At 57.5% G+C, this 18721-nt stretch carries 11 protein-coding genes and 1 pseudogene; 4 read left to right on the top strand and 8 right to left on the bottom strand.

All coding sequences use genetic code 11. The annotated features are described in order from the left end of the window. Positions 1 to 31 precede the first annotated feature (31 nt). Together ENH71_RS06115 and ENH71_RS06110 are read left to right on the top strand one after the other, a co-directional pair. Positions 32 to 1219, top strand: coding sequence for an acyl-CoA dehydrogenase (locus ENH71_RS06115; RefSeq protein WP_294131207.1), 1188 nt, complete (start codon positions 32 to 34; stop codon positions 1217 to 1219). Between the two features lie 276 nt (positions 1220 to 1495). Continuing rightward, complete coding sequence (locus ENH71_RS06110) at positions 1496 to 2209, top strand: GAP family protein (RefSeq protein ID WP_294131206.1); 714 nt, start codon at positions 1496 to 1498, stop codon at positions 2207 to 2209. A 121-nt stretch (positions 2210 to 2330) separates the two neighbouring features. On the opposite strand, the gene ENH71_RS06105 is transcribed toward ENH71_RS06110, so the two are convergent. Then, positions 2331 to 3362, bottom strand: a complete 1032-nt coding sequence (locus ENH71_RS06105; protein ID WP_294131205.1) for an AraC family transcriptional regulator — start codon at positions 3360 to 3362, stop codon at positions 2331 to 2333. A gap of 143 nt (positions 3363 to 3505) precedes the next feature. Between ENH71_RS06105 and ENH71_RS06100 the strand changes: the two genes are divergently transcribed. Continuing rightward, positions 3506 to 7969: a glycoside hydrolase family 78 protein gene (locus ENH71_RS06100; protein ID WP_294131203.1), complete on the top strand. Its 4464-nt coding sequence runs from the start codon at positions 3506 to 3508 to the stop codon at positions 7967 to 7969. Between the two features lie 145 nt (positions 7970 to 8114). On the opposite strand, the gene ENH71_RS06095 is transcribed toward ENH71_RS06100, so the two are convergent. Continuing rightward, entirely contained in the window at positions 8115 to 8765 is a 651-nt protein-coding gene (locus ENH71_RS06095) for a TorF family putative porin (RefSeq protein ID WP_294131201.1), read from the bottom strand. 382 nt (positions 8766 to 9147) lie between these two features. On the opposite strand from ENH71_RS06095, the gene msrB reads away from it, so the two are divergent. Further along, the gene (gene msrB, locus ENH71_RS06090; protein ID WP_294131199.1) at positions 9148 to 9633 is read left to right on the top strand and encodes a peptide-methionine (R)-S-oxide reductase MsrB; all 486 of its coding nucleotides are present in this window, start codon (positions 9148 to 9150) and stop codon (positions 9631 to 9633) included. Between the two features lie 72 nt (positions 9634 to 9705). On the opposite strand, the gene ENH71_RS06085 is transcribed toward msrB, so the two are convergent. The 6 genes and pseudogenes from ENH71_RS06085 to spoT form a co-directional block, all read right to left on the bottom strand. Next, the gene (locus ENH71_RS06085; RefSeq protein WP_294137633.1) at positions 9706 to 11583 is read right to left on the bottom strand and encodes a DUF885 domain-containing protein; all 1878 of its coding nucleotides are present in this window, start codon (positions 11581 to 11583) and stop codon (positions 9706 to 9708) included. A 104-nt stretch (positions 11584 to 11687) separates the two neighbouring features. Beyond that, positions 11688 to 12572, bottom strand: a complete 885-nt coding sequence (gene ubiA, locus ENH71_RS06080) for a 4-hydroxybenzoate octaprenyltransferase (RefSeq protein ID WP_414704718.1) — start codon at positions 12570 to 12572, stop codon at positions 11688 to 11690. A 38-nt stretch (positions 12573 to 12610) separates the two neighbouring features. Further along, complete coding sequence (locus tag ENH71_RS06075; protein ID WP_294136175.1) at positions 12611 to 13894, bottom strand: HDOD domain-containing protein; 1284 nt, start codon at positions 13892 to 13894, stop codon at positions 12611 to 12613. Then, positions 13887 to 15977 carry an ATP-dependent DNA helicase RecG gene (gene recG, locus ENH71_RS06070; protein WP_294136178.1) on the bottom strand — a complete coding sequence of 697 codons (2091 nt, stop codon included), beginning with the start codon at positions 15975 to 15977 and terminating at the stop codon, positions 13887 to 13889. Before recG ends, ENH71_RS06075 begins: the two co-directional genes overlap by 8 nt. Before the next feature lie 11 nt (positions 15978 to 15988). Then, a complete protein-coding gene (locus ENH71_RS06065; protein ID WP_294136173.1) occupies positions 15989 to 16384 on the bottom strand; it encodes a RidA family protein in 396 nt (131 codons plus the stop codon). A 116-nt stretch (positions 16385 to 16500) separates the two neighbouring features. Further along, positions 16501 to 18624 (bottom strand): annotated as a pseudogene (gene spoT, locus ENH71_RS06060) (bifunctional GTP diphosphokinase/guanosine-3',5'-bis pyrophosphate 3'-pyrophosphohydrolase); the annotation flags it as partial. Positions 18625 to 18721 lie beyond the last annotated feature (97 nt).

Raw genomic sequence — 18721 nt, 5'->3', positions numbered from 1 at the left:
CATTCTTTGAAGTTCTAGGTAGGAGTTGATTATGTCTGCAAAACCAGACAACGCGAGTTTTGACTGGAAAGATCCCTTTTTGATGGAAAGCATGCTCACTGAAGAAGAGCGCATGATCCGGGATACCGCGAGACAATACGCCCAGGAAAAACTGTTGCCGCGCGTGCGTGACGCCTACCGCAATGAAAACACCGATCCGGCCATCTTCCGTGAAATGGGTGAGCTGGGTCTGCTGGGCCCGGCACTGGACGGTTACGGCTGCACCGGCACCAACTATGTCAGCTACGGCCTGATCGCCAAGGAAGTGGAAGCGGTCGACTCCGGTTACCGCTCCATGTTCAGCGTACAGTCCTCACTGGTCATGCATCCGATTCACGCTTTCGGTAGCGAAGAGCAGAAACAGAAGTATCTGCCCAAACTGGCCAGCGGCGAGTACATCGGCTGCTTCGGTCTGACCGAGCCTGACCACGGTTCTGACCCCAGCGGCATGGTCACCCGTGCCCGCAGCGTTGATGGCGGTTACACGCTGAACGGCGCCAAGAACTGGATCTCCAACTCGCCGATCGCCGATGTGTTTATTGTCTGGGCCAAAAACGATGACGGCATTATCAAGGGCTTTATTCTGGACAAAGGCATGAAAGGCCTGTCTGCGCCCAAGATTGAAGGCAAGCTGGGCCTGCGTGCCTCCATCACCGGTGAAATCGTGATGGAAGATGTGTTTGTGCCGGAAGAAAACATGCTGCCGCATGTGGAAGGCCTGAAAGGTCCGTTCAGCTGTCTGAACTCCGCTCGTCTGGGCATTGCCTGGGGCGCGCTGGGCGCCGCCGAAACCTGCTGGCACACAGCACTGAGCTACACCATGGATCGCAAGCAGTTCAAGCGCCCGCTGGCGGCGAACCAGCTGATTCAGAAAAAACTGGCGGTAATGCAGACCGACATCAGCCTTGCGCTGCTGGGTTGTCTGCAGGCCACCCGTCTGAAAGACGATGGCAAGCTGGGCATTCCGCTGATCTCCCTGCTCAAGCGTAACTCCTGCCTGAAAGCATTAGAAGTGGCACGTGAAGCACGCGATATGCTGGGCGGCAATGGTATTTCTGATGAATACCCGGTGATGCGCCACATGCAAAACCTGGAAGTAGTGAACACCTATGAAGGTACGCAGGATATCCATGCGTTGATTCTGGGACGTTCGCAAACCGGTATTCAAGCCTTCTTCTGATCCGTAAAGAGACTGCAAGAAAGGGGACAGAGAATATTCTTTATAAATATTCTCTGTCCCCCTCGTAAAGGTATAAATACATCACGACAAAAATCACCTGCCCTGGTTGTCGGCAGCAGCTGTCGGCAAAGGTAACGCAGTAATCCACTTCAGTGATCTCCCCGGCCTGTGGCCTGTGCCCGATATTGTTTTTACGCAGCGTTTTAGTAAACTGACTTGACGCGTTTGTGCTAACTTTTCGGAACTCTTCTTCAGACCCAAAATGGAACTGCCCTCGTGGATCTACCACTTATCCTGAGTCTGATCGGGCTGGCGCTGCTGGACAGCACCAGTATCGGAACCCTTTTCATACCGATCTGGCTGCTGATGGCTCCCGGCGGCGTCAAGCCAGTGCGGGTATTGCTTTACGTGGCCACGATCGCCCTGTTTTATCTTCTGGTCGGGATCTTGCTGATGTTAGGCGCAGCGCCGTTGTTTGATGCGCTCGGCCGGTTCACCGGCAACCCGATCGTGGTTTGGGCGCAACTGCTTCTGGGTGTGGGTCTGTTTGTGCTGAGCTTCCGGTTCGACAGTAAGCGCAGCCGCCGTCTGGGGAAACCGGACCGGGCCGCGCGCTGGCGGGAACGGGCCTCCGGCGAAAACGCCACCTCCCGTTTTCTGATGACAATGGCACTGCTCGCTGCCATGGCGGAAGTGGCGACCATGCTGCCCTACCTGGCTGCCATGGCCATATTGAGCACTACTGAACTTGCCGCACCTGCAGTTGTCGGGTTGCTGGCGGCCTACTGCCTGGTCATGGTGGTGCCAGCGCTTTTGTTACTGGCACTGCGGCGTTTCAGCCAGCGCCTGGTGGAGCCGGTGCTACTGAAGCTGGATGCCTGGATCTCCCGGCATGGGGAAACCACTGTGGGCTGGATCATCGGAATAGCTGGTTTCCTGGTGGCACGCGATGCACTGGCGAAGCTGAGCCTGCCGTTTCTGGGCGGCTGAGCACGCCATTGAGAAAAATACAAATGACAGTACACAGGCGCGGTTGTTGCGGTTGAGGTATCTACCCGAATCCCGCATAAAGGGGACGGAGGAGTTAAATTCCTCCGTCCCCTTTAAACCCTCAGGTCAGGCTGTCTACGACCCAGCGCTCGTAATCTCGTTCCCTGGACGCTCCGTCCGTGTCGCTGGCCAGCGGGTCGTGGCGTAGATGGCGAGCGTCGGAGGGGGTCAGGCCAAAGCGTCGGCGGAAGGCGCGGCTGAAGTGCGCGTCGCTGGTGAAACCGGACTCGCAGGCAATGTCGACGATTCGCAGGTGGGCGTCGCGCTGACTGGCGAGGCGACGCGCGGCGCTGCGCAGACGTTGTTCCTGGATGTAGCTGCGCACTCCGTGATGGGGCTGGAACACCCTGGATAGCGTTGCCGGCGAGCACTTGAGGTGCGCGCAAAGCGCGTCGAGACTGATGTGCCCATACAGGCGGCTGGCGATATACCGGCGTGCCTGCAGGAACAGGCTGTTATGCACGGCCTGCGTGCCTTCCGGCACACTGTCGGGCGCACCGTTGAGGGATCCGGCCAGCAATTGCAGGGTGGGCGTGACCAACTGCTGAGCGTCATCGTCCCCGAGTCGTTCCGCGACGTCTGCCAGGGTGATTATGTGATTGACTAAAAGCGTCACCAGAGGGTTCCCGGCGGGCAGCACGCGCCCGTGCTGACTGTTTGCGTGGTTCAGTAGCGGGGCAAGCAAGGGGCGCGGCACAAGCAGGCTGAGGTGACTGAAATCCGTGCTCACAGCTTCGTGCTCTTCAGCCAGATCGATGATCAGCAGGTTACCGGGTTTGACAGTGGTTTGCCGCCTGCCACGCCGGATCTGCTGCTCGCCGCTCAGGTGAGTCTGCACCAGATAATGCTCCAGGCCGTCCGAGGCGGCCCGGTAGGCACTGCGTTCGAAGCGCTGGGCGAGTGTGCTGCAATGTGTCAGCATCAACTGGCCATCGATCAACAGATTGTCCAGCGTGGCTCTGAAAGCGCTGTCGGTCTGCATCGAGTGGGTGCGCACATCGAACAGCGTACCAATGCTGTCGCGCCAGTCGGCAAAGCGTTGCTGTGGTGGCAGTTCTGCGGTGCTGAACTGTGACCGGCGTATCCTGTTCATGGTGCCAAGTGTGCTGTTATTGAGGCGTAGAGTCAATTTTCCTGCACTGTAGAGTCAAGTCACCCCCCCCGTACCTCTGTAGAATCGCCGCAGATCAAGTAATCGCTACCGAATCAGCGATCGTTTCAGGAGTAATCTGCCCCGTGATTTTCCCGTTTTGTCCGTCTCGTCACTACACCCTTTCCCTGTTCCGTTTCTTCTCCGTGCTCGCCCTGGTGGCGGCGTCGGGTTTTAGCCATGCTGCTGAATTTGCGGGTGGTAGCGGAGATTCTGGCTCGCCTTATGAAATCGCCACGGTGGAGCAGCTCAATGAGGTGCGCAATTACCTCAACAACTCCACAGTCCATTTTGAACTGACTGCGGATATTGATCTTGACGGGACAAGCTGGGCCCCAATCGGCCCAGAGTATAGTGACAGCTTCAGAGGAGTGTTGGATGGCAATGGCTACGCCATCAATGGACTGCACCTCAACTTTGACAGGGATGCGTCAGATCAGGGTCTGTTCGGTTATCTGAGAGACGCAGAGGTTCGTGACCTACATGTGACGGATGCGCAAATCGTTACCTCGGACCATGGCGTCAACAAAGTCGGGGTTCTGGCCGGCGGGGCTGCGGGTTCCACAGTGTCTCATGTCTATGTCAGTGGGGATGTCGAGGTGAGAGGCTTGGCGTCGAACTATGCCGGTGGTTTGATTGGTATTGTTCAAAGCTCCACGCTAAGTGATAGCGGTGCAGATGTTCGCGTACAAGGTGGGAATTTCGCTGGGGGGCTGATTGGCTCGGGTACAGACACAGTGATAAAGCGTAGCTTTGCTCTGGGTGATGTAAACGCGACGTACAGCTATGTTGGTGGCCTTTCAGGAGACGTCGACAATTCAGAGATCCAGGACAGCTTCGCCCGGGGGGCTGTGACATCGGGAGGGTCCAACATCGGCGGGCTGTTGGGGTATACCCGGAATGGCGCCACTGTGCAAAACAGTTATGCTACAGGCCCGGTGACCACCTCCGCGACGACTGACACGCAGGGCGGGCTTATTGGCTCTGCGGATGGCACTGTCGCTGATATCACGGATAGCTATTGGGATACCGTGACAAGCGGGCAGAGTACCAGTGACGGTGGCATCGGCAGTGATACTGACGAGTTGACTGATGCCGGGACCATGGCCGCATCCGGCATCTTTTCAGGCTGGAATTTCGACAGTACCTGGGGCATGGATAGCAGCCTGAATGGTGGTTACCCCGTGCTACTTTGGAATGTGGCCGCCGGGGCGACGCTGGCTATTCAGGCACCCGTAGGTAACCTTTCCGAACCGGCACTGCCGCAGACCTTCACCTGGAATACGGGTACAACGTCAAATCTGGTCAGTTATGACTTCCAGTTGGCCCGTGATGCGGGTTTCAACGATATTGTGCTGGAGCAATCGGGCCTGGCCACAGCCAGTGTGGATGGTCCGGTGCTTGAAAAGGACACTGAGTACCATTGGCGCGTGCGGGCGGTTGTTGGTGACAGCATCGGGCAGTGGCAGACCACCACGTTTACCACACCGGCGGTGGTATTTGCCGATGGTGATGGCAGCAGTGCCGACCCCTGGCAGATAGCCAGCGCGGAGCAGCTTGATTTGATGCGTGAACATCTCTCGGATCATTTTGAACTGACGGCGGATATTGATCTGGGCGAGTTAGCCGGGGACTGGGTGCCAATCGGATCCGAATCGGCCGCCTTTACCGGTGAGCTGGACGGAAACGGACACACGATCAGTGGACTGAATATAAACAGCACTGGTATTAGCGTCGGTCTGTTTGGCGAGATCAGTGGCGGTGCAGTACGCAGCCTGTTTCTCACCGATGTGAATGTAACCGGCTCAAATGAAGTCGGTGCATTCGTCGGAAAATTTGTAAATTCAGTGGCAGAAGACGTATGGGCTTCGGGGCAGGTAAGCAGCGAAGGTTACAATGTTGGCGGATTGGTCGGCCGGAGTCAGGACGGTAGTAAGATTCGACGCAGTGGCGCGGACGTGCAGGTCAGCAGCACTTTTGGCCGGGTCGGTGGGCTGGTAGGCTATCAATTTGGATCCGGAACAATCATTCGGGAAAGTTTTGCCATCGGAGACGTTTCCGGTGCCAACGATATTGGCGGTCTGGTCGGCCAAAATTACAAAGGTGCTCTGATCGTGGACTCGTTTGCGCGAGGAGCGGTCACCGGGGACAGCGACGTGGGAGGACTGATCGGTGAGCAGTACTTTGAGAACGCCAGTACCGAGACCAGTTTTTCAACCGGAATGGTGAGCGGAGGTTCGGGCGGGGCCGGAGGATTGGTAGGTGGCATATTTGCATCCGACCCTAACACCCTGGACAGTGTCTGGGACACGGCTACCAGCGACATGGATGAAAGTGCGGCAGGCGAAGGGTGGATCACGGCCCAAATGCAGCAAAGTTCGTCTTATAGCAGCAATTGGGACTTTGCCAATATCTGGAGTCTCGATTCACAAGTCAATGCTGGCTACCCGTACCTGGATATTCCGGTTTCCATGCCGGGCATTGCTGTGCTTGATTCACCCGCGGACCAGGCGGCCGTGACGACGGCCGACCCGGTATTTACCTGGGCTGCAGCAATTAGTGCTGACAGCTATGAACTGGCTATTGCTGATAACGAGAGCTTCACGACGACGCAGACCACGCTGAACGTGGCCGGCAACGTGACACAAGTCGACATGCCTTCACTGAATGCGGATACAGTTTATTACTGGCGCGTGCGAGCGAAAAATGCGGGCACGGTCGCTGGTGAGTGGAGTTCGGTGAATGCTTTCTATACGGGAGAGTTGGCACCACCGGCGTTGTTGGTAACAGCGCTGGACCCTGAATTTGTTGAAGGCGACGCGGCTGTTCAGCTCTTTGCTGATGCGGCCGCCACGGTGCGTACGGGTCAGTTGCTGCAATCGCTGACCCTGACCGTGAGTGATCTGGGTGGAGCCGGGGATGAATGGCTTGTTATTGACGGCAGCGATGTTGAGTTGCAGGACGGTAACTCTGTCGCCACGGCGGATACCGGTCTGACTGTTGCGGTCTCTGTTGTGGGTTCCACTGCGACAGTGAGTGTGACGGGGACGAGTCTGAATAGTGCCGGCATGAATGCACTGGTGGACGGAATACGCTATCGGCACGATGGCGACATTTCAGCGAACGCCAGCCGCGAGATAACGCTGATCGAGCTGCAGGACGATGGTGGCGCGGCATTCGCCGACGAAAACACGACGGTGTTGGCTTTGACTTCAGTGGTCAGTGTGTCGGCGCCAGCGCCAGCGCCGGTGACGCCACCGGTCTCTGGCAACACCGTAGGCGGGATGGTGACGGGTGCCACACTCAATGGTGTGAGCACCATCCTGGCGGGTGGCGTGCTGGACGGCGGTGTCATCAACGGGACGGTGAACAACGCAGGTGAAATCACCGGTGATGTAACCCTGGGTGCGTCGGCAATCATTAGCGGCGGTGTTGTTTCCGGGAACCTGAGTGGCCAGCCGTCAGCGCCGGGCCGAATTGTGGGTGCTACGGTGAGCGCTGGCGCGCAACTATCGCATGTGGTGATTGGTGTGGGCACCGTTCTTGAGCCGGGTGTTGAACTGGGTGAGGGGGTGCGTTTCAGCTCTGTCCAGCAGATTCCGGAGAATACGGAGTTGGCACAGACCCTGCCGCAACTGAGCTGGAATGGTGATGAATCGGTATCGGTACCGGATCTCAACGCCAGTGTGCTGGCGTCCGGCGACCGGACCCTGGCCAGCCTGATCACGGATCTGCCGGACTTCGGCGCGCAGTTGTCGGAGGCGGGTTTTGATTCGCAACAAGGGGAGTTCTCTCTGATGCTGGACGATGGACGGGCAGCACTGGTGCCGGTGTCGGTGCAGCGTCATGATGGCGATGAAGAGGTGCGGGTGACCGCCGAGGGTCATGTGTTGTTTGCATCGCCGGAGGGGTTGCGGATTGAGTTGGTGCCGATGCTTGTTTCAGCCGATGAATTTGAGGGGGTACTCAATGATGAGATTGGTCTGGAACTGGCGTCTGATGGCAGTGTGCTGGTAGCGAGAGAACCGGGACCGTCGACGGGTGCCGCGGAGCAGGAGACTCAGGCCAGTGCCGGGGAGACTGTTGCCCTGAGCGTGTCTTCGGAAGATGTTCCGAACCTTTACTACGTCGTACGTCCGGGCCTGCTGGCCGTGCCTGCCTACCGCCATGACACGCCAGGCCTGCATTTCCACGCCATGCCCGGACTCGGTAACGTTCAGGGCATGTCACAGGTGTTTGAATCTGCCGACGGCACGTTGCTGGAGCAGGACATCATCGCGGTGCCGGCAGACTGGAACGCGCTGAGTGACCTGCTGTGGCAACTGGGTGATGATGTGCGCGATGTGAGCATCAATGAGCTGGGCCTGATCACGGTGGAGCAGGACGCCGGCACCCTGCGCCTGCGTGTTGAGCTGATGGTGCGCGAAGGCGCCGAACCAGCGGGCGGTCCGATGCGTTACACCTTCGCAGGCGACCTCAGCGGCAATGGCGTCGGGGACTACTGGTTGATCTATCCCAACGGCGACCGCCAGGCCATCTACCTCTATTGATGGTTTTAAAGGGTTTAAAGGGGACTGAGGTCAGATTTGCTACGCAAATCCCTTTGTCCCCTTTACCCCCCCATTTCAAACCAATAAAAAAGGCTCCCGAAGGAGCCTTTTTTATGTCTGATACAGATGTGGACCTGTATAGAACTTACCAGGATTTGCCGATTGAGAACACAATGGCTTCGCCAGTGGTTGGGCTGCCGCCTGAACCCACTTCGTCAGACAGCTCTTCGCTGTTGATGATGCCTGCAATACCCATATCGAAGTCGGCAAAGCTGAAGCCGTAACCCACTTCCAGGTATTCGCCGTCAAACTCGTCGCCCCACATGCCGACTGTGCCGTACAGGCCAGACTCGCCAGTGATGGTCAGATCAAGGAAGTCATAATCTTGGCTGGCGCCGAAACCGTCCCATTCACCGACGGAATAGCCCAGGCTGAACATGCCATAACCCAGACCGAAGTTGATTTCCTGATAGGTGTCGTCGAACTCACCCGTGTAGAAGTAGCCGGTGTAACCGATACTGGCAGAAAGACCCGATTCCGTTTCGATGCCGTAGCCGAAGTAACCATCGACTTCCAGGCCATCACCCACGTCTGCCGCCCAGCTGCCCGCGTAGAATCCTTCGGACTCATAGTCGATACCAGCGCTGGCAGAAGAGTTCTTTTGCAAGACACCGCGGAAGTAGTACTCAGATGCATAACCGATGTTGTAGGAGACTTCGGCTGATGCGCTGGTGGATACAACCAGTGCGCTTGATGCCAGTACCAGGCCTGCTGTGAGTTGAGTCAATCTTTTCATAAGTTTTCTCCAAGATAAATCCGTGCTTGATAGTAAGCTGTTCTGCGTTATTTTTACGCTTTCGAAAGTAGTGACTTTCTTGACGGGTACTCTGCAAAGAGTGGGCCAACGTTGAAAAGTACGGCCAACTACGCTGTTTGACGGACGAGATGAGTGTTTCGGGCATACGCGCCGCACTGGTGTGGTGCGACCCATTATGGGGCTGCACTCATATGTGGCAAAATCAGAAAAAGGCTGTATGGACAGGCTAAAAGCCCTTGCCGGGAATAAATCGGGAATAGTTCTGACAGGTTCTCAGGAGGCCTGGAGCGCGATACTATCCCCCAGGGCCTCAAGAAAGGTCACAAGACAGATCATAAAACATTCTATTGAGGTTGCACGCTTGCGCCGACGCACGTTTCTCACAATTATCGCCGCTGCACCTTTGGCTGGCGCCATCGGGCGTGGTGCCCGGCTGCAGGCTGATACGCCGCCAGCAGTGGAAAAACTCTACCTGAGCGACCAGGTATGGCGTGAGCGTCTGACTGCCGAGCAATACGAGGTATTGCGCTTCTCGCAAACCGAGTTCGCCGGCAGCAGCGACTTGCTCCACGAGTATCGAGCCGGCACCTACGTCTGTGCCGGCTGCGACCTGCCCCTGTTCAAATCCGACTGGAAGTACAACAGCCGCACCGGTTGGCCCAGCTTCTGGCGGGCGATCGATGAGCATCTCACCACCCGCAAACCCATTTATGCTTTCCGCGCACCCACCGAGTATCGCTGCGCCCGGTGCGATGGCCATCATGGGCACATCTTTGAGGATGGGCCGCCGCCAACCGGCATACGCTATTGCAGCAATGGGGCGGCGTTGCGGTTTATTCCAACGTAAAGGCGCCTGACAAAAAAAGGGGCGTCATAGTATGACGCCCCTTTAGCTTGGGTGGTCCAGCTTGAGCAGGTTTTAGCTGCGCGCCTGCACCTCTTCAATCCACTGGTTCACGCGTCGTTCCAGCAAATGCAGCGGCATGGCACCACCCAGCAGGATGGCGTCGTGGAACTCGCGGATATCAAAATCGTCGCCCAGTGCGTCACGCGCAGTTTCGCGCAGCTCCAGGATCTTGATCATGCCGATTTTGTACGACGTAGCCTGCGCCGGCATCACGATGTAGCGCTGCACTTCGGTGGTGATGGCCGCCAACGGCACAGAGGAGTTAGCCGCGAAATAGTCGATGGCTTCCTGCTCGGTCCAGCCTTTGGAATGCAGGCCGGTATCAACCACCAGACGGATGGCGCGCCACATCTCCGAGGTCAGACGACCAAACTGGGAGTAGGGGTCTTCGTAGGTGTCCGGCATTTCACTGGCCAGACGCTCGGAGTACAGACCCCAGCCTTCAGAGTAGGCAGTAAAACCGGCCTGGGTGCGGAAGCGCGGCATGTCTTCCAGTTCCTGCGCGATGGAGATCTGCATGTGGTGACCGGGCAGACCCTCGTGATAGGCAATCACTTCCATCTCGGACTTGGGCATGGCGTTCATGTCAGACAGGTGCGCGTAATACACGCCAGGGCGTGAGCCATCGGGTGTACCGGCGTAATAATGCTGTGGGGCGCCATCCTGTTCACGGAAGGCTTCCACGCGGCGTACCACCAGGTCAGCCTGTGGCAGCGTGGCAAAGTAGTTGGGCAGCTGCGCCTTGATGTTCTCGATGGCTGCCGTAGCATCATCGATATAACCCTGACGACCTTCATCATTGTTGGGGTAATAGAAGCGTTCGTCATCCCGGGTTTCACGCAGCATGACAAAAAATTCCTGCAAGGTGCCATCAAAGCCGGTGCTGTCCTTGACCGCTTCCATTTCCCCGCGCAGTCGTGCCACATCAGCCAGGCCGATGTCATGGATTTCGTCAGCGCTCAGGTCAGTGGTGGTCTGATTGGCCAGGCGGTACTCGTAGTAAGCCTCGCCATTGGGCTGCGAGACCAGACCGGTAGATACTTCCGGCACCTTGTCCATCTCTGATTCGGCCCAGGCAACGATGCCCTCAAACGCAGGCGCAAAATCCTGCATCAATGCCGTCTCAGTGCGCTCAAGCAGGGCATCAGCGTCCGGTTGCTCCAGCTGCCCAGCATCCACCAGTGTCGCCAGGTTGGTCTTGGCAGCAGCCCAGATGGCGGCGTCTTCACCGTCAGTAAACGGTGCACCGGTAATTACATTCTGTGATTGATCGATGACTTTCTCCAGCGCAAAGCCGGGGGTGATCACGCCGCGTTGGGCTGATTCTTCGGCCCGCTCAATCAACTGGCGAAGCGCACGGCCGGTTTCAGACAAACGGGAAACGAACGCCTCGTAATCCGACACGTCAGCTACATTGTGGAAACTGATCAGGAAGGTGGGCAGAAAGCCCTGAGCGCCATTCATCTGTTCGAAAACGAGACCGTTGTAGCGGAACTCGGCGGCGAGGGCGGCCTGTTCATATTGGTAGGTCCAGATGTCCCAGGACGTTTGAGCTTCCTGGGTCAGAGCGTCGTAGTCAAACTCGCGCTGCATTTCCTCAACGCTCTGGCGTCTCCACTCCAGTCGTGCTTCCTCGGCCTCGACAGAATAGTCATCAAGCTCGTCGTAACGCTGCTTGATACCCTGAAAAGTCATGGCAATCGGGCTCAATTGCAGTTGCTCTTCATACTTTTCATCAAACCAGGCGTTAAGGCGCTCGGTTTCGGTTTGGGTCTCTGCCGGCGCAGTCGTTTCTGCCGTATTGGTTTCCGGCGCGGGCGGTGGTGCTGCAGGTTCGCTGCAGGCGGCAAACATCAGCAATAGCAATGTCGCGAACAGTATTTTGTTCATAGTTTAAAATCCAGGAAAGTGGTAAGAATTGGGTAGCGTCGATGTGACGCTGCTGCGCGGATTATCTCGCACTGGCAAGGCAATCGCAATTGTGGCGCTGGCTGTCAGATACTGAGAATCACGCCGACAAACACCGCCAGGCCAGCCCAGTGGTTGTTGAGAAAGGCCCGGAAGCAGGCGTCAGTGTCGCGATTGCGGATCAGCCATTGCTGGTAGACAAACAGGCCGGCGGCAACAAACAGCGCCAGGTAATAAATGGCTGACAATTGAAACTGCCCGCCGGCGAGGAACATGGCGAACAGGAACATGGCCTGCAGCGCACCGATCATCATACGATCGGCATCGCCGAACAGAATGGCAGTGGATTTGACGCCGATTTTCAGATCGTATTCCCGGTCCACCATGGCGTACTGGGTGTCGTATGCAACGGTCCATAAACAGTTGGCCACATACAGCAGCCAGGCCGTGGCGGGTGGCAGCTCGCCGGTCTGCGCGGTGAATGTCATCAGGATGCCCCACGAAAACGCCATGCCCAGCACGAGCTGCGGCAGGTGTGTGTAGCGCTTCATGAACGGGTATATGGCGGTAAGAACAACCGCACCAAGGGACATCCACACGGTCAACACATTGGTGAACAACAACAAGCCAAAGGCGGCCAGGCAAAGACCCAGAAAACAGAGCATGGCTTCTTTGCGGGTGACCTGACCTGTCACGATGGCGCGATTCTCGGTACGCAGCACGTCACCGTCGATATGACTGTCGGCAAAATCATTGATACAGCAGCCCGCCGAGCGCATCAGCAAAGTACCCAAGGCAAAGATGACGATCAATTGCCAGTCAGGCCGGCCACCGGCAGCGAGCCAGAGAGCGCCCAGGGTGGGCCACAACAACAGCAGTGTGCCAATGGGCCGGTTCAGTCTGGTCAATAAAATAAACGCAGGCAGACGCGCATGAACGCGCGGCAAATATTTTTGCAACTGAGAGTTTATAAAAAGTACCGGTCGCATGCGTTGGTCCAGGGGTTGTTTCAGATCGACATCTGATCTGCGATCAGGGTGATGTCAGCTGACAGCACCAGCTTGTCGATAAGCTCTTCGCAGCGCCCGCGCTCCAGCCCGCAGCGCTCGAACATGGCATCGCTGACGGGTTCGGGTGGCGCGTCGCCGATACCGTGCTGGCGGAACAGACGCATGGCAATAAAAATCAGGTTGGCGTAGATGGCGTGCGGGCCGGTGTACTCGGCGTCCTGCTGGTAACGCAGAGCGGTGGAGACTTCTTCCGGCATATTCCACGACTGCATCAGCCAGGCACTGATCTGTTCGCGACTGATGCCAATAAGGTGCTTTTCGATGGCAACGTGGCTGATTTCGGGATTGGCTTCCGCGTAGCGACAGATAGTAGAGAAGTGCTCCGGAAAGGTATGTGCCAGCACCAGATAACCAAAGTTGTGCAACAGGCCGGACAGGTAAATCATGCCCTGGCGCGGCCGTTTGCTGGCCGGCACCATGCGGGCCATGGCTTCTAACGCCGTGGAGCAATATACCGCCTGCAACCAGTAGGGGGTGAAACCGGCGCTCTGGTCTTTGGGTACCTCAACGGTTTTACCCAGTATCAGACCGATCGCCAGATTGCTGACCAGATCAAAGCCCAGTACACGGACAATCGCGTCCTGTACTGAGCGGATCTTGCCCGGTGCCGCGTAATAGGGCGAAGATGCCCAGCTGACCACTTGCGCGGCGAGGCTCGGATCGGCCTCGACGATACTGGTCAGCTCGGCCACGGTGGCATTGGGATTGGCACGCAGAGCCATGATGCGATCAGCCGTGGCTGACAGCGGCGGAATTTCCAGGGTTTCGTCCAGTCGCTGACGAATGCGCAGGGAAGTGAAGTGACGGATGGAATCGCTGATCTGTTGTGTGTCATGTTCAGCTTCGGGCAAGTCGCGTTGCAGGGAGTCGGCAGCCAGCGTGAAGGCAACATGGCGGATATTGACTTCCCGTGCATGCAGTGTCTCGCGCAGCGCCGACAACGTCAGGCCGTCTGCATCGACGATCAGGTTGTCGCCGGCACTCAGGCTGCTGTCGATAAATGTTGGCAGCACAAAAAAGTCGCGGCACTCCGATAGCGGCTGCAGGCGCCGGCTGCGACTGGCGTTGACGATATCTTCCTGTGCCACTGGAACGAAACCGCGTTCAGTCACACTTTGCAGCGTGCGCAGATCCAGCAAGGATTCGGTGGGCAAAATACATTGCACAAGGTTGCGATCGTCCTTTAACAGAACGCAGCGCACTGCAGGTTTATAATCAGACATTGCCGTAAAGTTCCCGGTCGCCGAGCCAGCGGTTTACCAGCGGGTCGATATGTGAAGGATAGTCGTGTTCAATTGTGTCTGCTGCGGATTTTACCGGATCAAGCAAGGCAGCGTCACGCGCCAAATCGGCAATTCTGAAACTCATCAGTCCAGTCTGACGGGTGCCCAGCACCTGTCCCGGTCCGCGAATGGCCAGATCCTGTTCCGCGATGTAAAAACCGTCATTGCTGTCACGCATGATGCCCAGTCGCTGTTTGCCCAGCTGTGACAGCGGTGTCTGATACAACAACAGGCAGTGACTGGCCTTGGCGCCGCGGCCCACCCGGCCCCGCAGTTGGTGTAGCTGTGCCAGCCCCAGCCGTTCCGGATTCTCGATAATCATCAGACTGGCGTTGGGCACATCGACACCCACTTCAATCACAGTGGTGGCAATCAGCAGGTGCAGTTCCCCTTTTTTGAACGCCGCCATCACCGCACTTTTTTCAGTGGCTTTCATGCGTCCGTGCACCAGCCCAATGGCCAGATCCGGCAACTGGGTCTGCAACGCTGCCAGTGTGGCCTCTGCCGCCTGCGCCTGCAAGGCCTCTGATTCATCGATCAGCGTGCATACCCAGTAGGCCTGATTGCCCTGCAGGCAGGCCTGATGGATGCGGGCGATGACCTCATCCCGACGCTCGTTGGAAATAATCACCGTATTGACTGGCGTGCGCCCCGGAGGCAGTTCGTCCAGCACACTGCAATCCAGATCGGCGTAGGCGCTCATGGCCAGCGTGCGCGGGATAGGTGTGGCTGTCATCACCAGTTGGTGGGGAATGGTCATCCCGGTATTGCCTTTCTCGCGCAGTGCGAGGCGTTGGTGGACGCCAAAGCGGTGCTGCTCATCGATAATGATGAGGCCCAGATTGCTGAATTCAACGCCTTCCTGAAACAGGGCATGAGTGCCGACGGCGATCTTGCTGCTGCCGTCCCGCAAGCCCTGCAGGGTCTGCTGGCGCTGACGACCCTTGACCTTGCCACTGAGCCAGCCGGGCTGCAGACCCAAAGGTGCCAGCCACTGGGTGAAATTGACGTGATGTTGTTCGGCCAGGATCTCGGTGGGCGCCATGATGACCGCCTGGTAGCCGCTGTCTACCGCCTGCAATGCCGCCAGCGCTGCCACCACCGTCTTGCCGGAACCGACATCGCCCTGCAACAGGCGCAGCATCGGCTGCTCAAGCCCCAGGTCGTGACTGATTTCGTTGCTCACCCGGGTTTGTGCGCGGGTCAGGGCAAACGGCAGTTGTTGCCGGAAGGCCTGGCCAAGATCACTGTGCGCGGCCATCAACGGCGCATGATGTTGTGCCGATTGCTGGCGCAGACGTCGCAGGCACAAACGATGGCTGAGTAGCTCTTCAAATGCCAGTCGCTGTTGCGCCGGGTGCTCGCCATTGAGCAGCTGTGTCACCGGCGCCTGCACCGGTGGGTGGTGCAGATACTGCAGCGCGTCGGCGAGGCCGGGAAAGGCGACGCGATTCAGCACAGAGGCGGGAATCCAGTCCGGCAGTGATTCAGGGGACTGAAGCAACGCCAGCGCCTGATCGATCAGTTTGCGCAATCGGGTTTGTTGCAGACCTTCGGTGGCGGGGTAAATTGGCGTCAGTCGGTCAGCTACCGGAGCAATTTCGCCGGGTTTGAGCACCTGGTATTCGGGATGATAGAGCTCGTAGCCGTTTTTGCCGCTGCGAATCTCGCCGTAGCAGCGCAGCACATTGCCCGGCGCCAGCATCTTCTTTTGCGCCGCGCTGAAATGGAAAAAACGCAGGCTGATGATGCCGCCGGCATCCTTGATCCTGCATACCAGGCTGCGCCGGCGACCAAAGTCGATGTCACAGCTGAGGATTTCAGCTTCCAACATGACATCATCGCCCAGCCGCACCCGTCCGATGGAGGCGATTTGGGTGCGGTCCTGGTAACGCAGCGGCAAATGGAACAGCAGGTCCTGCACTGTGTGGATATGCAGCGTAGCCAAACGCTCGGCCAGCCGCGCCGCGACACCGTTGAGTTGGGTTACCGGGATATCGCTCAGCGCCACCGGGCCTGACATGGTGGCCGGGTTCAAGCCGTCGCAGGCAGCATCATGATGGCGTCGATTTCGACCTGGACGCCGCGCGGCAGGGCCGACACTTCAATGGTGGCGCGCGCCGGGTAGGGTGTCTGGAAGTATTGCTGCATGGTGGTGTTAACCACAGCAAAATGGCTCAGATCGATCATATAGATAGTCAGTTTGACACAATCGTCCAGAGTGCCGCCCGCTTCAGCTGCTACCGCTGCCAGATTGTCCAGCACCTGGCGGGCCTGCGCCTCAATGTCACCTTCGACAACGTCCATGGAAACCGGATCCAGCGGAATCTGCCCGGACAGGAATACCATATTGCCGCTTTTGATGGCCTGCGAATACGGGCCGATGGCCGAGGGTGCGAGTTCAGTTGAAATTGCCTGTTTGTCAGCCATGTTAGGCTCCTTGTCAGAGGTGTGGAGGGACGATGGTCAGTGACTGCTTACTTTCAATGCTGACGCTTTAAAGCTTCGGGTGTAATGCTGCCTTTTATGGGCTTTACCAGCTTGCGGCTTTTCACCCGCGCCACCCGGGTGACCGGTTTGATCAGGCGCACGTGCTTCATCACGCGGGCCAGGTGAATACGATTGCGCACGTTCAGCAGCAGATTGACGATACTGAACCGGGCATCGCGTTCGACGGTACTGATACGTTCGATATTGGCTTCCTTGCTGGTGATGGCGGTAGCCAGTTTGGCAATGATGCCACGTTCATTTTCCAGCTCGACGCGAATCTCTACCGCGAACTCGCCCTCGACATCCGGATCCCAGCGCACTGATACCACTTTTTCCGGATTTTGCCGAATTTCGGCGATGTTGTTGCAGGTTTCGGTATGAATCACCATGCCGCGACCGGAGCTGATATGGCCCACAATCGGGTCGCCGGGAATAGGATAACAACACTTGGCATAACTCATCACCATACCTTCCGAGCCGCGGATGGCCAGAGACGCCTGTTTGGAGTCCTTGCTGATGGCCTTGGGCATCTCCCTGGCTTCTTCCGGGAACATCTTCTGCGCCACGATGTGGGCCATGCGATTACCCAGGCCGATGTCACTGAGCAGGGTATCAAGTTCGCTGACGTTAAGGTTGGTCAGCAGCTCCTGCAGCTGTTCGCCGGTGAGCTTCTCCAGTTGCGCGCCGTGACCGGCCAGCGACTTGTTGAGCAGGCGACGACCGAGGGCAATGGATTCGGACTCACGCTGGTTTTTCAGGTAGTGGCGTATATTGCTGCGCGCCTTGCCGGTGACGACAAAACTGAGCCAGGCAGGATTGGGCTGTGCACCGGGCGTGGTGATGATCTCCACGGTCTGGCCACTTTCCAGCGGTTCGCTCAGTGGCGCCAGGCGGCGACTGATACGGCAGGCGACACAGCTATTACCCACGTCGGTGTGTACGGCATAGGCAAAATCCACCGCAGTGGAGCCGGCAGGCAATTCCATGATGCGACCCTTGGGCGTAAATACGTAGATTTCATCCGGAAACAGGTCGATCTTTACATTTTCAATAAATTCGAGGGAGTTGCCTGCATTTTGCTGCATTTCCAGCAAGCCGTTGACCCACTGGCGGGCGCGGATATGGGCGTTGCTGGGGGTATCATCCGACGACTTGTACAGCCAGTGGGCGGCAATGCCGTTATTGGCCATGGCTTCCATTTCCTCGGTGCGGATCTGGATTTCGATGGGTACGCCGTGCATGCCAAACAGCGTGGTATGCAGCGACTGATAACCATTGGCTTTGGGGATGGCGATATAATCCTTGAAACGCCCGGGAACAGGCTTGAAAAGATTATGTACGGCGCCCAAAACACGATAACAGGTGTCAACTGAGTCGACTACAATACGGAAAGCATAGACATCCATTATCTCCGAGAAAGATTTGCGCTTGGTGCGCATTTTCTCGTAGATGCTGTACAGGTGCTTTTCGCGACCGATGGTGCGCCCGGGCAGCCCTTCGCGCTCCAGGCAGGCTTCGATAGCGCTTTGCACTTGTTTGACGATTTCCTTGCGGTTGCCACGGATGGCTTTGACGGCGGCATTGATGCGTCGTGCCCGCATCGGGAACAGCGCTTCAAAACCCAGCTCCTCGAACTCTACCCGTACCGCGTTCATGCCCAGCCGGGCAGCAATCGGCGAATAAATATCCAGGGTTTCTTTGGCGATGCGGCGGCGCTTCTCCGGGCTCAGTACGTCCAGCGTGCGCATATTGTGCAGGCGGTCCGCCAGTTTCACCAGAATCACGCGCAGGTCGCGCGCCATGGCCAGCGCCATCTTCTGGAAGTTTTCGGCCTGGGCCTCAGCATGGCTGCTGAAGGTAATCTTGTTGAGTTTGCTGACGCCATCAACCATGTCAGCAACCGTTTCGCCAAACTGGCCTTTTACGGCAGTTTTGCTGACACCGGTATCCTCAATGACATCGTGCAACATGGCAGCCATCAGGCTTTGATGGTCCATATGCATTTCACTGAGGATATTGGCAACGGCAAGCGGGTGGGTGACGTAAGGTTCACCACTGCGGCGGAACTGCCCGTCATGTGCCTGCTCCGCATAGAAGTAGGCACGGCGGACACTGTTCACCTGATCGGATGCCAGATAGCCTGAAAGGCTGCTGGCAAGAGAGTCGATTGTTAATGTCACCAGCCGACTCCTTTAGACCTTACTCGTCGTCTGACAGGGGCTCTTCTGCCGGCTCTGCGTCAGGGTCAGCCACAATAGCGCCCATCATGGCTGCGGT

Origin of the sequence: Pseudohongiella sp. (genome assembly GCF_011050365.1) — a bacterium.
Lineage (GTDB): Bacteria > Pseudomonadota > Gammaproteobacteria > Pseudomonadales > Pseudohongiellaceae > Pseudohongiella.
This window is presented reverse-complemented; position numbering and strand designations above follow the sequence as displayed.

Coding starts and splice junctions, on each gene's coding strand:
- ENH71_RS06115 (WP_294131207.1), top strand. CDS start 32: ATGTCTGCAAAACCAGACAACGCGAGTTTTGACTGGAAAGATCCCTTT.
- ENH71_RS06105 (WP_294131205.1), bottom strand. CDS start 3,362: ATGAACAGGATACGCCGGTCACAGTTCAGCACCGCAGAACTGCCACCA.
- ENH71_RS06095 (WP_294131201.1), bottom strand. CDS start 8,765: ATGAAAAGATTGACTCAACTCACAGCAGGCCTGGTACTGGCATCAAGC.
- ENH71_RS06085 (WP_294137633.1), bottom strand. CDS start 11,583: ATGAACAAAATACTGTTCGCGACATTGCTATTGCTGATGTTTGCCGCC.
- ENH71_RS06075 (WP_294136175.1), bottom strand. CDS start 13,894: ATGTCTGATTATAAACCTGCAGTGCGCTGCGTTCTGTTAAAGGACGAT.
- recG (WP_294136178.1), bottom strand. CDS start 15,977: ATGTCAGGCCCGGTGGCGCTGAGCGATATCCCGGTAACCCAACTCAAC.
- ENH71_RS06065 (WP_294136173.1), bottom strand. CDS start 16,384: ATGGCTGACAAACAGGCAATTTCAACTGAACTCGCACCCTCGGCCATC.